Raw genomic sequence first — 12,404 nt, 5'->3', positions numbered from 1 at the left:
CTACTCCTGCCGTGTCCTGTTCCGCACCCGCGCCTCCACGGCGTCGAGCAACATGTCGATCGCATGGTCGAAGATCCGGGGGTCGCCGATCGGGCTGAGGGGCACGGTGAGAGCTGCGATTCTTGGATATTTGTCTGCCGGAAGGCGGCGATACTCCAGCTCCCAGGCCAGCGTGTCCCGGTCACGCGTTTCGGCGTCGAGGGCCCGGAGCCCGGCCTCCATGGCGGAGAGCGAGCGGATGGTGTTGCCGAGGATGCGTACGTGCACCACCGCCTCCTCGTCGCTCAAGCCGGCCCGCTTGAGACAGTCGAGAGCGAAGTCGACGTTGGCGAACTCCGTCGGTCGGCGGGTCGTACGCGCCGCCATCTGCAACGCGAACACCGGATAGCGCATGTAGTGGTCATGGATGTGCCGGGCCTGGGCGCGCAGATCGTCGCGCCAGGAGTCGGTGGCCTGCAGTTGGCCTCCGTAGGAACGAGCTCGCAGGTCGTCGATGAGTTCCAGGATCAGCTCGTCCTTGTCCCGGAAATGCCGGTACAGCGAGGTCGGATGGGCGCTGAGTTCCTTGGCGAGCGCCTGGAATGTGAACGCCTCCAGGCCGTCCCGCGTGGCGACCCGCTCCGCCGCGTCCAGTATGACCCGTCGGCTGAGCGTGTCCCGTGCCAGCCGCCGTCGATTGCCGGCCGCGGTCCCGTCGGCCGCATCGCCCTCGCCGCTGCCCCCGCGCGTGCCACCCATGCTCGTCCCTTCCCTAGGCACCTGACCCCCGTCGCGACCTTACCGGCCGCCCCAAAAAGTTATTCACACCTCTAGTCAATTCAAACACATAGTTACTAGCCTATGACCGTTGCTAGGCCGGATGGGGCTCTCCTGGATGAACCCACGGCTTCGCTCAAGGAAGGTATCCAGCCATGCCTCAGCAGTTCGCAGCGACCGTCCACGCCCGGAGACCAGCGAGACTGCCGATGATCGGCACACTCTTCACGGCGCTCGCGCTGACCGCCACCGCATGTACCTCGGGCGGGGCCGTGTCACCCTCGGAAACCGGGAAGAATAAACAGGTCAGAGGCGGTGGAAGCCTTGTCATCGGGGCCGAGCAGGAGCCCGACTGCGCCGACTGGATCGGCACCTGTGGCGCCTCCATCTGGGGCACGTACATGATGCAGACCCAGACCATCCCCCAGGTCTTCGACGTCCGGCTCAAGGGCAAGAACTGGACACCCGTCGCTTCGTCCCTTATGTCCGCCGAACCGACGGTGCGCCTCAAGGGCAAGCGGCAGCAGATTACGTACCGGCTCGACCCGAAGGCTGTCTGGTCCGACGGGAAGCCGATCACTTCGGGGGACCTCAAATACACAGCGCTCCAGGTCCGTGACGGCAAGGCCATCTTCGACAAGAGCGGCTATGACCGCATCGCATCTGTCGAGACACCCGACAGCACTACGGCCGTTGTCACTCTCAAGTCCGCCTACGGCAACTGGAAGCAGTTGTTCAGTGCCGGTTACGGGGTGTTGCCCTCGCACATCCTCAAGGGCAGGAACCGCAATGCCGTCATGAAGGATGGCTACACCTTCAGCGGCGGTCCGTGGAAGATCGCCTCCTGGAAGAAGGGTGTCTCTGTCACATTGGTCCCCAACGACCGTTACTGGGGGCCGAAGCCGCACCTGGACAAGGTCACCTTCCAATTCGTCTCGGACACTTCCGCGGCCACGCAGGCCTTCGCCAGTGGTCAGTTCGACGCTCTCTTCCCCACGCCCCAGCTGAACACGGTGGAACAGATCAGGGCGCTGGGCGGTGCCGCCCGGATGCAGGTCGAGTCCGAGAGCGGCAACCTCCAAGCACTGTGGCTGAACAACGGAAGATTCCCTTTCAGCTCGGCCGCGGTGCGCAGAGCCTTCGCCTACTCGATCGACCGTGCGGCCATCGTCAAACGCCTCTTCGGTTCGTACGGGCTCAAGGACCCCGCGCAGAGCTTCCTGTCGCCCCTGGTGTCCCGCTACGCCTCTACCGGCTTCTCCCGCTACCGCCCCGACGCCGCCAAGGCGGAGCAGCTCATGGAAGCGGACGGCTGGAAGAAGAACGCCAAGGGGATCTGGGCGAAGAACGGCAAGAAAGCCGAGTTCACCATCACGTCCCTCGCCGGCAACAAAAGCCGTGAATTGACCGAGCAGATCCTCCAGTCCCAGCTCGCCAAGGCCGGGTTCAAGATGACGATAAAGAACACCACCCCCGCGAACATCTTCGGAAAGCTTGCCCCCGCCGGTGACTTCCAAGTCGGCCTGTGGAACATCGTCGACTCATTCCCCAATCCCACCCTCTCCGCCAGCTTCAGCAGCACGGCCATACCGAGCAGCGCCAACAACCAGTCGGGAATCAACTTCATGCGCATACGCGTCCAGGGGCTGGATCCGGTGATGGAGCGCGTGGACAACGAACTGAACGAAACCGCCCGGATCAGGGAATCCCGCCGAGCGGAGAAACTCATCGCCGACAGCGTCCCCTCACTCCCGCTGGCCGCCGTCCCCAACGTCCTGGTCACCGGCCAGCGCGTCGGCGGACCGCTCTCCGTCAACCCGGTGGACGGCCCCTGGTGGAACCTCGAGGAATGGGGCGTGGCGAAGTGACACTCGTCCGCTCCTCTCATAGCGAGGGTCCGCCATGACGCGATACGCCCTGCGCCGCCTGCTGGCCTCCGCGCCCGTGCTCGCCGTCGCATCCTTCATCCTGTTCTGGACCGTCCGGGCGACGTTCGACCCGCTGGCGAAACTGCGCCAGTCGGTCGATCCCACAGCCCTGCGCCGCGAGACGGCCCGCCTCGGACTCGACCGCGGCATCGCCGAGCAGTACGTGCTCTGGGTCAGGGGCTTCGTCACGGGCGACTGGGGCCTCAGCACCCGCACCGGAGGACCCGTGCTGCCGATGGTCGGCGAGGCGTTGGGAACCACGCTCCAGCTCGTCCTGTGGGGGGTGACGCTCGCCGCCGCCTTCGCCCTGGCCATCGGGCTGTACTCGGCCGCCCGCCAGTACTCGGCCGGCGACCACGTGCTCACGGGCCTGTCGTACCTCGGTGTCGCCATGCCGGCTTTCTGGTTCGGCCTGGTCCTCATCCAGGTGCTCGCCGTATGGCCCAAGGAGCAGTTCGGCCTGTCGGATCCGCCGCTGTATTTCGTCGGGCTGCACTCAGTCGGGCACAGCGGATTCGATCTGGACTATCTGCGCCACCTGGTGCTGCCCGTGGCCACGCTCACCGTCGGACTCGTCGCCTCCTGGTCCCGCTTCAGCCGCGCCACCATACTCGGAGCCCTGTCCAGCGACTACGTCCGCACCGCACGCGCCAAAGGCGTCCCCCGCCGGCGCATCCTCGTGCGCCACGCCCTGCGCAACGCGCTCGCGCCCTTCGTCACCATCGTCGCGATGGACGCGGCCGCCCTTGTCGGCGGTCTCGTGGTGACCGAACAGATCTACTCGATTCCCGGGATGGGCAAGCTGTTCCTCGCCTCCCTGGAGACCGGAGACGTCTTCGTCCTGCTGCCGTGGATGTTCGTCGTCGCCATCGCCGTCATCCTCTTCAACCTGCTGGCCGATCTGTCCTACGCCCTCCTAGATCCCCGGGTGGCCCTGCGATGACCCAGCCGACCCCCCTTCCCACCCAACTGTCGCCCACGGCGACAGCGCCGACACCACCCAGCGACCGCGGGGACCGACGGACTTCCCTCGTTGTCCTGTCCCGTTTCCTGCGCCACCGCCTCGCCGTGGCCTCGTTGATCGTCCTGACGCTACTGGCGGTCTGCTGCTTCGGCGCGTCCTGGATCGCACCTCATCCGCGCAATGCCCAGAACCTCCTCGAGGCTTCCCAGCCGCCTTCCGCCGGCCACTGGCTGGGCACGGACGCTCTCGGCCGTGACTACCTCAGCGAGACTCTCTACGCCGGCCAGCTCTCGCTGGCGATCGGGCTCGGTGTCGCCCTTCTGGCAACCCTGGTGGGGACGACGGCCGGGGCCGTGGCCGGCTATCTCGGCGGGTGGGCCGACGAGGTCATCATGCGTGTGGCCGACCTCTTCATGATCGTGCCCCCCATCGCCGTCCTTGCCGTCTCCCTCCAGGGGCTCGGTCCGTCGCCGGTGACGATCGTGGTTGTGCTGAGCAGCCTGGGCTGGACCCTGATCGCACGTGTCGTGCGGTCCCAGGTGATTCAGCTGCGCCACCAGGAATTCGTGGAGGCGGCCCGGGTCGTCGGCGCCCGCGGCCCCAGGATCCTCGTACGGCATCTGCTGCCCAACCTGACAGGCCTGATCGTCGTCAATGTGTCCTTGTCCGTGGCCATGGCCATCATCCTCGAATCCACGATCAGCTTCCTCGGCTACGGCATACAACCGCCCGAGTCCAGCTGGGGCAACATGCTCACCCAGGCGGCCGGCGTAATCGGAACCGATCAGTCCTATCTCTTGTATGTCCCGGGCATGGCGATCCTCATCACCGTGCTCGCGGTGAACTTCGTCGGCGACGGGCTCCGTGACGCGCTCGACTTCCAAGGCAGGCAATGATGAAGACCGTGGGTCCTGGCCCAAGAGCCGAAGAGACTCCCGAGCCGCTGCTCTCGGTCCGGAACCTGTGCGTCACCTATCGCACCGACTCCGGTTCCGTCCCCGCCCTCGACCAGCTGTCCTTCGATCTGCACGCCGGCGAAACGCTGAGTATCGTCGGCGAGTCGGGCTCCGGGAAGAGCGCTGCCTCCCTGGCGATGATGGGGTTGCTGCCCCCCAACGCCGTGGTCGAGGGCTCGGTGCGGTTCAGGGGGCGGGAACTGCTCGACCTCTCCGACAAGAAGCTGCGCGAGGTGCGCGGCAAGCGCATCGCCATGGTCTTCCAGGACGCGCTGGCAGCACTCAATCCGATGATGACCGTGGGCGCCCAGCTCGCCGAGGCGGTGAGCGTGCACGACTCGAGCGCATCCCGCGCCGCCCTGCGCGAGCGTGCCGTCGAACTGCTCGACCTGGTCGGCATCCCCTCTCCCCGGTCCCGATCCGATCAGTATCCGCACGAACTCTCCGGAGGCATGCGCCAGCGTGTCATGATCGCCAGCGGCATCGCCAACGAACCGGACATCCTCATCGCCGACGAGCCGACCACCGCGCTCGATGTGACCGTCCAGGCTCAGATCCTCGATGTCCTGATGCGCATCCAGGACCGCACGAAGTCGGCCATCCTCCTGATCACCCACGACCTGGGCGTGGTGGCAGGCCTCGCGGACCGGGTCCTGGTCCTGTACTGCGGGCGCAAGATGGAGGAGGCGCCCGTGGAGCCCCTCTTCTACGAGCCGGCCCACCCCTACACACGAGGCCTGCTCGCCGCGCTGCCGAGAATCGACCGTGGCACCAGGCGTCTCGCGCAGATCGCCGGTCAGCCGCCCTCGCCCGGCGAGCGGCCCGGGGGCTGTCCCTTCCAGACTCGCTGCCCGCACGCCGACGAACGGTGCGATGTGATCCCTCGGCCGGTCAGGGTCGGCGAAAACCACACCGCCGCGTGCGTGCATGCCCATGAGATCGAGAGAGTGACGCCATGACAGCTCCGGCACTGACCGTAGAGGGGCTGGTGGCCGAGTACACCACCGGCCGGCGTGGCTGGGGGGCCCAAACCCTCCAGGCTGTCTCCGGAGTGGACCTCGTCATTCCGCAGGGCACCACCTTGGGCCTGGTGGGGGAGACCGGCTGCGGCAAAAGCACCCTGGGCCGCTGCCTCGTACGGTTGATCGACCCCGCCGAGGGCCGCGTCAAGCTGTTCGACACGGACATCACGTCGGCTCGCCGGCGGGATCTCGCAGCCGTTCGCCGCAGAGTCCAGTTCGTCTTCCAGGACCCCTACGCCTCGCTCAACCCGAAGCTCACTGTGCACGCGGCACTCGCCGAGCCGCTCAGGATCCATGGTCTGCACCGGGGCCGGGAGGGCGCGCGGGTGAAGGAACTCCTGGAACTGGTCGGGCTGGATCCCCGGCACGGCCACCGGCATCCGCATCAATTCTCCGGCGGTCAGAGGCAACGCATCGGCATCGCCAGAGCGCTCGCGGTCGAGCCGGAGGTGCTGATTCTGGACGAACCGGTCAGCGCCCTGGACGTCAGTGTCCAAGCCGGCGTCATCAATCTTCTGGCGGACCTCCAGGAGGAACTGCGGCTCACGTATCTGTTCATCGCCCACGATTTGGCCGTAGTACGCCAGATCAGCGACCAGGTCGCGGTCATGTATCTCGGCCGGATCGTCGAGCAGGGACCGGCGGACACGATCTTCACCCAGCCGCGCCACCCCTACACCCAAGCGTTGCTGTCAGCCGTGCCTGTTCCGGATCCCCGCATTCAGCGCGCCCGTCGCCGGATCGTCCTGGACGGCGACCTGCCCAGTCCGCTGTCCCCGCCGTCCGGCTGCCGCTTCCGCACCCGCTGCTGGAAGGCACAGGACGTGTGTGCGCACACCGCGCCCGAACTCTCCGAGCAAGGCGGCAGTCTCGTAACCGCCTGCCACTTTCCCGCTCCACCAGCACAGCCGACCGCACAGAACCAGCACAAGGAGGTCACCGCACCGTGACGGCGAAATGGCATAGATTCTTCACCACCGAACGACCCCTTGCCGTCCGTCGAGGACGCGGCCCGGGGGACAGGTCACTGGTCGTCGTCGAAGGTGACGACGGCCCGCGTCTGACTCTCTGGGATGCCGAACGGGACACGATCAGGCCCCTGGACGGCATAACCGAGGGCGACCTCGTACAGGCGATTCTCACCTGCGACGGTGAGCACATCCTGAGCCTGCACGATGACAACGGCTCGGAGGTGGGCCATGTCCACGCGACGAGCCTCGACGGCCACGCCGACTACGATCTGACACCGGAGCTTCCGCCCTACACCCTGCGCGGCATCGACGTGGCGGGCCGCGCCGACCGCGCAGTGATCACCTGCGTGACCGACGACGGTTTCAGCTTGTGGATGCTGAGCACGGACGGTTCCGCCGCCCCCGCCAAACTGTTTCAGTCGCCGCATGAGACGTGGAACGGACTCATCTCGACCGACGGAAGCCGCGCCTGCGTCGACACGACTGACCACAATCCGGGAATCCGCAGGTTCGCGGTCACCGTTGTCGACACCGCCACCGGCGCGGTGCTCGGGTGCCTGACCGACGGCCCCGAGGCCCCCGTACGAGGCGTACGGTTCTCCCCTGGATCGGGGGACGCCCGAGTGCTGCTGTCGACCGAACGCACCGGATACGCCCGTCCCTGCGTGTGGGACCCCGCTCAGAACACACGCATCGACATTGACGCACCGCACCTGCAAGGCGACCTGGTCCCACTCGACTGGTCCGACGACACGACCCGCGTTCTGGCCGTGCACGTGGCCGATGGAATCCACCGAGTGATGGAAGCCGACCTGCTGACCGGCACGCTGCGAGAACTCGAACTACCGGCGGGAGCGTACTTCGAACCGAACGTGGCGGACGCGCACTGCCACCAATGGGCCTCCCACTACGGCGCCGGAGGAAGCGTGCGCCTCCTGCACCAGCGATTCGACTCCCCGCTGAGTGTCCTGCACTTCAATGGCCCGGAAGCCGTACACCAATCCCACGTGACCCCCCGGCCCGACCTCGACGGCGTCCGACTCACCTCGAGCACGGTCCGCTCGGCGGACGGGACATCGGTGCAGCTCTGGTGGGCCCTGCCGCGCGACACCCAGGGCCCCGTGCCCCTGGTGCTGTCGCTGCACGGAGGCCCCAACCTGGTGACAGTCGACCGCTACGACCCCCCGGCCCAGGCCTGGCTGGACAACGGCGTGGCCTACGCCGCGCTGAACTACCGCGGCTCGGTGACCTTCGGGCGCCGCTTCCGTGAGGGGTTCAGGCCCGCGATCGGCGACCGGGAGCTGGAGGACATCGAGGCGGCGGTGCGGTGGCTGATCTCCGAGGGGATCGCCGACCCCGACCACCTCTTCATCACTGGTTCCTCCTACGGAGGATTCCTGTCGCTGCTTGCCGTAGGACGCCTGCCCCAAATGTTCGCCGGGGCACTGGCGCACGTACCGATGGCGGACTGGCTGGCAGGGTACGAGGACCAGAACCCCGCGCAGCAGGCGGCCTGGGAGATGTTCTTCGGCGCGAAGCCGGAGGACTGCCGTGAGCGCGCCATACGCGCGTCGCCCATCAGCTATGTATCCGATGTTGTCGCGCCGGTCTGGATCAGCCAGGCGACGCACGACACGCGCACAGCGCCCGGACAGGTACGCCGGTATGAGGAGGCACTACGCGCGGCTGGTGGGACCGTCGTGGTGGATTGGTACTCGGGCGGACACGAGACTTGCGGACTGACCAAGGCGCTGGGCGAGCAGTCCAGAATGCTCGAGCTGGTTGACGCCGCCCTCCACCAACGGCCATGGCGCTGACCTCCGTCGGCCGGGTTGGCGCCCGATCCAGCTGGGGATGCCGACGAGGTGCAGCGCGGCCTGCACGGCAGGGGCGAGTTGGTTGGTTCGTGTGGCCGGGCCCCGCCACGTGTTAGCGTTCGCTCGATCTGCTGACGCTCGCGATCGACTTGGCCTTCTTGATGTGTTCGGCGATGGCTTCGGCACAGAGCCCTACCCCTGGCTGGATACCCTGCGTGCCGAAGCGCCCGTGTACCACGATCCACTCACAGCCCGAAGGACTGCTGGTCTTGACTGAGATCGTCTTAATGTCCGATCCGCGGATTGCCGCCGTGCCCCTTCAGGAGCGCGGCGAACGGCTCGTCGATGTGCGACGGGACAGCTCTCTGGCGGTCGATGAGCGGAAGTGGCAGGATCTCGCGGGCGCCTTCGCCCACGTGCGGGAAGGAGTGCTCGCTCGACTCCTCAAGGCTCAAGCCCAGCTGCCCCGAGGGATACGGTTACTGTTCGTCGAGGGGTATCGCCCGCTGTCCCTGCAACGCCACTACTTCGACGAGTACGGAGATCAACTGCGGGCCGATCATCCGGACTGGTCCGTTGAACAGGTCCGCTCGGCAGCCAGCCGCTACGTGTCCCCGCCTGAGATCGCACCACACAGCGCCGGCGCAGCCGTTGACTTGACGCTCGCAGACGCTGACGGCCGTGAACTCGACATGGGCACCCGCATGAACGCGACGCCTGAGGAGAGTGCGGGCGCCTGTTACACGCAGGCCGATAACATCAGCGATCAGGCCCGCTCGCACCGAGACACCCTGGGCACAGCGCTTACCGCTGCTGGCTTGGTCAACTACCCCACAGAGTGGTGGCACTGGTCATACGGAGACCGTTACTGGGCCTTGATGACAGGAGCGGATGCCGCCCATTACGGGCCCAAGGAGTTGCCCAGCAAACGCAGCTGACCGTATCGCTCGACGGTTTCACCGGGGATCACAACTGGAGCTGACACAGCACCTCGTTGACCTCACGGGGAAGGCTGACATCCAGATGCTGCGAAGACTGCATGACCTCCGTGTCGCCGTCGGCGATGCGGAGGAAGAGGAGGGTAAGAGGAGTCAGCCGTCGGCCGGCGCCGACGGGCGTGCATCGTCCACGCAAGGCTGCGTTCGACGACCCACCTTCGGGGCAACACGACGAAGCCGGAGGCGTCCTTGAGGCGGCTGATCGGCTTGATCGTCAGGTTGAGATGTCGTTTGGCCCTGGTCACGAGCTTGTCGGCGTAGGCGTACAGATCGACATCCACCACCGGGCGGTGTCGCTGCCGATCGACAATCGGTGTCAGGACTCAGGCTCTGGCCCAAATTGTGTGGTGCAGTCACAATCGGTGACGCCGAGCTGATTCTGGGGACTGGCGAGGCTTACTCATAGCGGCCCAGCGTTTGGCCCACGGCGTGATAAAGCGATCAGACCGGCTGGCGTCTCCTGGAAGCCGCATGCATCGAAATAGAAAGAGCGCAGGTGCTCCTCGAAGTCGACGTGCAGCCATTCGCACTTCGCGGCGCGGGCTTCGTGGGCCGCGGTCGCGACCAGTGCGGAGCCGACCCCCCTCGACCGGTGATGCTGTGCGACCACCGTGTCCAGGATGAAGGCGTGGACTCCGCCGTCCCAGGCAACGTTGACGAAGCCGATCAATGAGCCGTCTTCACGCGCGCAGACCCAGCCGAGACTGTAGCGCTCAAGTTGCTCTCGCCAGTCAGTCTGAGCGACCGGGTAGCCGAAGCCTTCAGCGTGCAGCGCGTTGAGGGCGGCGTTGTCGAAGTCGCCCCGCCACTCGCAGTTGAATGTCATTCCTCGATCATAGTGATCCGGTTGACTTGGCCCTCCACGACACCGGAGTTCCACGGGTGTGAGAGAGCCGTGATGACGGCGTCGAGGTCGCGTTCGAGATGCTGGGCGAAGTGGCGGAGGCTGGGTAGTTCGGTGGTGGCGGTGGCCGCTTCGATCCATGCGGGTAGTTCTTCGCCTTGCAGGTGGGTGAGCATGTGGGCGAAGGAGCGCACGTGCTCGGCGGGTGCTGTCAGCTCGGGACAGTTGGCCAGGGGCAGTGACACTGGCTCAACGAGCCAACGGCCGCAAAGTCGGCGGCATTGCGCCTACGCGCCCGAACTCAACCCGGTGGAACTGCTGTGGGCGGCGATGAAAACACGCGAGTTGGCCAACCTCGCCGGTGACCACCTCGCCGAACGCGGCATCCACCGGGTCTCCTCCGATGAACAACTCCCGTGGTCCTTCCTCACCCACACCGGACTGACGATCTATACTCAACCGCCACAGAACTAACGAAAAACTCAGTACCGGTAGTTCGTTAAATCCGGCGGTAGAGGTCAATGCCGTGTCCGGTGGTGACCGCGTCGATCAGGGCCTGGAGCTCGGAGGGTGGGTCCGTGTCCGTCCATGCTCGCCACCATCGGTTGAGGGTGACGGCGGGGGTGAGCCAGGAACGGATGGCTCGTAAGGCCCTGGGCCAGCAAGGCTGTTGGGGCCGGTGGGGTTCGGCTGGACCCCCTCTCTGGCCCCTCCTCGGGACATGGATCCGGCGCGGTGGCATCCAGGTGTCCGGGTGGGGCGAACCATTGGTCCCAGCAGAAGGAGAAGGCGCAGTTGACCAGGGTCTGATGGCGGCGGATGGCGCGGTCGGAGCGGACTTGGAAGTCGGCCCAGCCGAGTTCGTCCTTGATCTGCTTGTAGCTCTGCTCGATCCAAGGCCGCAGGCCGTAGAGGCGGACGATCTCGGCGACGTCGGCGGGCGGGTGTGGGCTCGTGGCAGCGTGCGGTGCGTCAGGGTGGGGCAGGTTGGTGGCCAGATACCAGGTGGCCTTCTCCGGCAGGCTGGCCGGGTTGGTGGTGGCCACGACCAGTCGGCAGGGTGAGTCGGGTCCGTATCCGCCCAGGCGGGCATCAGCGGCCCACCAGGTCTCGGTGTGCCCGTCGCGGAAGTGACGCTGAACGGGCGTCCAGTCGCCGGGACGCTTGGCATCGCGCCAGGCCAGGGCGTGGGCCGCTTCGATGGGGGTGTGTGGCTGGTCGGCCGGAGCCCAGGTGCCGCGGTGCGGCTTGAGCGCGACCACGTAGGCCAGGCCGGCCTCGCGCAGTGAGAGGTACCAATCGTCGCTGACCGAGTAGGCGCAGTCGGCGACCACCGCCCGGCAGCCGAAGCCCGCCTCCTTTCCGCGGGCCGCGAGGGCGGCGGCCAGCTGCGGTTTCGTGCGGAAGGCCGGATCGGACCGGCCGCGGGCGAAATGATGGGCGGGCGTGTAGGGAGTCGCGTGCAGCGGGTAGTACACGCGGCCGTCGGTCCACACCGTGGTCACCGTGACGATGCCGTTGTCGGTCTTGCCCAGCCGGCCCAGCCACTGTCGGCCCACGTGCGCGGTCGCCGTGCCGTCCTTGCGGTCCCCGGAATCGTCGATCACGATGACCCCGCCATCGTGCGGAGCAGTCGCCGACTCCTCGCGCAGCAGCTCAAGCCGCCGGTCGTTGACCCGCTCGACCTCCCAGGGAGACTCGGACAGGAAGAACTGCAGCCGCTGCACTCCCGGCATCCCCGCACCCGCCACCGGCTCCGCCCCTGCCAGGCAGGTGATCGTCTTGTTCCGCTCCCGTGGCGCCAGCAGTCCGGTCAGATACTCACGAAACCCCCGTCGCTGTGCCAGGCTGAAGAAGAGGTCGTCGAACCGGGCCGCGTACTCTTCCAACGGCCCCGGCGCAGGCGGACACGGACGGCGAGCGGTCATCTTCAGCTCCCAGCAAGGCAGTTGACTCTAGCACCGGCCTACGACCAACCCGACCTGCCGTCAACCCACACCACCACCGAATTTAACGAACTACCGTTACTGAGCTTTTCGTTAGTTCTGTGGGTGCAGGGGCTTCAGCGGTGTGAGCATGTTGGTGTGTCTTCCGAGTCGCAGGCCGTTGTTTCCGACGTCTCCGTTCTGCCGCTGACGCGGCCGCAGC

12 protein-coding genes and 1 pseudogene are annotated in these 12,404 nt (G+C 66.6%); 8 read left to right on the top strand and 5 right to left on the bottom strand.

Annotated elements, in window-relative coordinates; genetic code table 11:
- Entirely contained in the window at window positions 1-738 is a 738-nt protein-coding gene (locus JK364_RS44550; protein WP_201857164.1) for a TetR/AcrR family transcriptional regulator, read from the bottom strand.
- Between the two features lie 173 nt (window positions 739-911).
- On the opposite strand from JK364_RS44550, the gene JK364_RS44545 reads away from it, so the two are divergent.
- The 7 genes from JK364_RS44545 to JK364_RS44515 all read left to right on the top strand — a co-directional run bounded on the left by JK364_RS44545 (window position 912) and on the right by JK364_RS44515 (window position 9,352).
- Window positions 912-2,624, top strand: a complete 1,713-nt coding sequence (locus JK364_RS44545; protein WP_201857163.1) for an ABC transporter substrate-binding protein — start codon at window positions 912-914, stop codon at window positions 2,622-2,624.
- 34 nt (window positions 2,625-2,658) lie between these two features.
- Window positions 2,659-3,627, top strand: coding sequence for an ABC transporter permease (locus tag JK364_RS44540; protein WP_201857162.1), 969 nt, complete (start codon window positions 2,659-2,661; stop codon window positions 3,625-3,627).
- Complete coding sequence (locus JK364_RS44535; protein WP_201857161.1) at window positions 3,624-4,544, top strand: ABC transporter permease; 921 nt, start codon at window positions 3,624-3,626, stop codon at window positions 4,542-4,544. Before JK364_RS44540 ends, JK364_RS44535 begins: the two co-directional genes overlap by 4 nt.
- The gene (locus JK364_RS44530) at window positions 4,544-5,563 is read left to right on the top strand and encodes an ABC transporter ATP-binding protein (protein WP_201857229.1); all 1,020 of its coding nucleotides are present in this window, start codon (window positions 4,544-4,546) and stop codon (window positions 5,561-5,563) included. Before JK364_RS44535 ends, JK364_RS44530 begins: the two co-directional genes overlap by 1 nt.
- The gene (locus JK364_RS44525; RefSeq protein WP_201857160.1) at window positions 5,560-6,576 is read left to right on the top strand and encodes an ABC transporter ATP-binding protein; all 1,017 of its coding nucleotides are present in this window, start codon (window positions 5,560-5,562) and stop codon (window positions 6,574-6,576) included. Before JK364_RS44530 ends, JK364_RS44525 begins: the two co-directional genes overlap by 4 nt.
- Window positions 6,573-8,414 (top strand): alpha/beta hydrolase family protein, encoded by a 1,842-nt coding sequence (locus tag JK364_RS57770; protein WP_201857159.1) that lies wholly within the window; start codon window positions 6,573-6,575, stop codon window positions 8,412-8,414. The genes JK364_RS44525 and JK364_RS57770 overlap by 4 nt, the downstream gene beginning before the upstream one ends.
- 269 nt (window positions 8,415-8,683) lie before the next feature.
- The gene (locus JK364_RS44515; protein ID WP_201857158.1) at window positions 8,684-9,352 is read left to right on the top strand and encodes a M15 family metallopeptidase; all 669 of its coding nucleotides are present in this window, start codon (window positions 8,684-8,686) and stop codon (window positions 9,350-9,352) included.
- 170 nt (window positions 9,353-9,522) lie between these two features.
- On the opposite strand, the pseudogene JK364_RS44510 reads toward JK364_RS44515, so the two are convergent.
- The 3 genes and pseudogenes from JK364_RS44510 to JK364_RS44500 form a co-directional block, all read right to left on the bottom strand.
- A pseudogene (locus tag JK364_RS44510) lies at window positions 9,523-9,675 on the bottom strand (IS5-like element IS4811 family transposase); the annotation flags it as partial.
- Between the two features lie 137 nt (window positions 9,676-9,812).
- The gene (locus JK364_RS44505; RefSeq protein WP_201857157.1) at window positions 9,813-10,238 is read right to left on the bottom strand and encodes a GNAT family N-acetyltransferase; all 426 of its coding nucleotides are present in this window, start codon (window positions 10,236-10,238) and stop codon (window positions 9,813-9,815) included.
- Window positions 10,235-10,501 (bottom strand): transposase, encoded by a 267-nt coding sequence (locus tag JK364_RS44500; protein WP_201857239.1) that lies wholly within the window; start codon window positions 10,499-10,501, stop codon window positions 10,235-10,237. Before JK364_RS44500 ends, JK364_RS44505 begins: the two co-directional genes overlap by 4 nt.
- A gap of 64 nt (window positions 10,502-10,565) precedes the next feature.
- Between JK364_RS44500 and JK364_RS44495 the strand changes: the two genes are divergently transcribed.
- Complete coding sequence (locus tag JK364_RS44495; RefSeq protein ID WP_230993455.1) at window positions 10,566-10,730, top strand: hypothetical protein; 165 nt, start codon at window positions 10,566-10,568, stop codon at window positions 10,728-10,730.
- 44 nt (window positions 10,731-10,774) lie between these two features.
- On the opposite strand, the gene JK364_RS44490 is transcribed toward JK364_RS44495, so the two are convergent.
- On the bottom strand, window positions 10,775-12,184 hold the full coding sequence (locus JK364_RS44490) for an IS701 family transposase (protein ID WP_201857156.1): 1,410 nt from the start codon (window positions 12,182-12,184) through the stop codon (window positions 10,775-10,777).
- Between the last annotated feature and the right edge of the window lie 220 nt (window positions 12,185-12,404).

It is taken from the genome of Streptomyces endocoffeicus, from assembly GCF_016741935.1.
Taxonomy (GTDB): domain Bacteria; phylum Actinomycetota; class Actinomycetes; order Streptomycetales; family Streptomycetaceae; genus Streptomyces; species Streptomyces endocoffeicus.
Note: the sequence above shows the minus strand (reverse complement) of the source record. Positions and strands in the feature narration are given on the sequence as shown.

What these genes read in the sequence shown, in the direction of transcription:
- JK364_RS44550 (WP_201857164.1), bottom strand. Translation starts at nt 738, where the DNA reads ATGGGTGGCACGCGCGGGGGCAGCGGCGAGGGCGATGCGGCCGACGGG.
- JK364_RS44545 (WP_201857163.1), top strand. Translation starts at nt 912, where the DNA reads ATGCCTCAGCAGTTCGCAGCGACCGTCCACGCCCGGAGACCAGCGAGA.
- JK364_RS44540 (WP_201857162.1), top strand. Translation starts at nt 2,659, where the DNA reads ATGACGCGATACGCCCTGCGCCGCCTGCTGGCCTCCGCGCCCGTGCTC.
- JK364_RS44535 (WP_201857161.1), top strand. Translation starts at nt 3,624, where the DNA reads ATGACCCAGCCGACCCCCCTTCCCACCCAACTGTCGCCCACGGCGACA.
- JK364_RS44530 (WP_201857229.1), top strand. Translation starts at nt 4,544, where the DNA reads ATGAAGACCGTGGGTCCTGGCCCAAGAGCCGAAGAGACTCCCGAGCCG.
- JK364_RS44525 (WP_201857160.1), top strand. Translation starts at nt 5,560, where the DNA reads ATGACAGCTCCGGCACTGACCGTAGAGGGGCTGGTGGCCGAGTACACC.
- JK364_RS44505 (WP_201857157.1), bottom strand. Translation starts at nt 10,238, where the DNA reads ATGACATTCAACTGCGAGTGGCGGGGCGACTTCGACAACGCCGCCCTC.
- JK364_RS44490 (WP_201857156.1), bottom strand. Translation starts at nt 12,184, where the DNA reads ATGACCGCTCGCCGTCCGTGTCCGCCTGCGCCGGGGCCGTTGGAAGAG.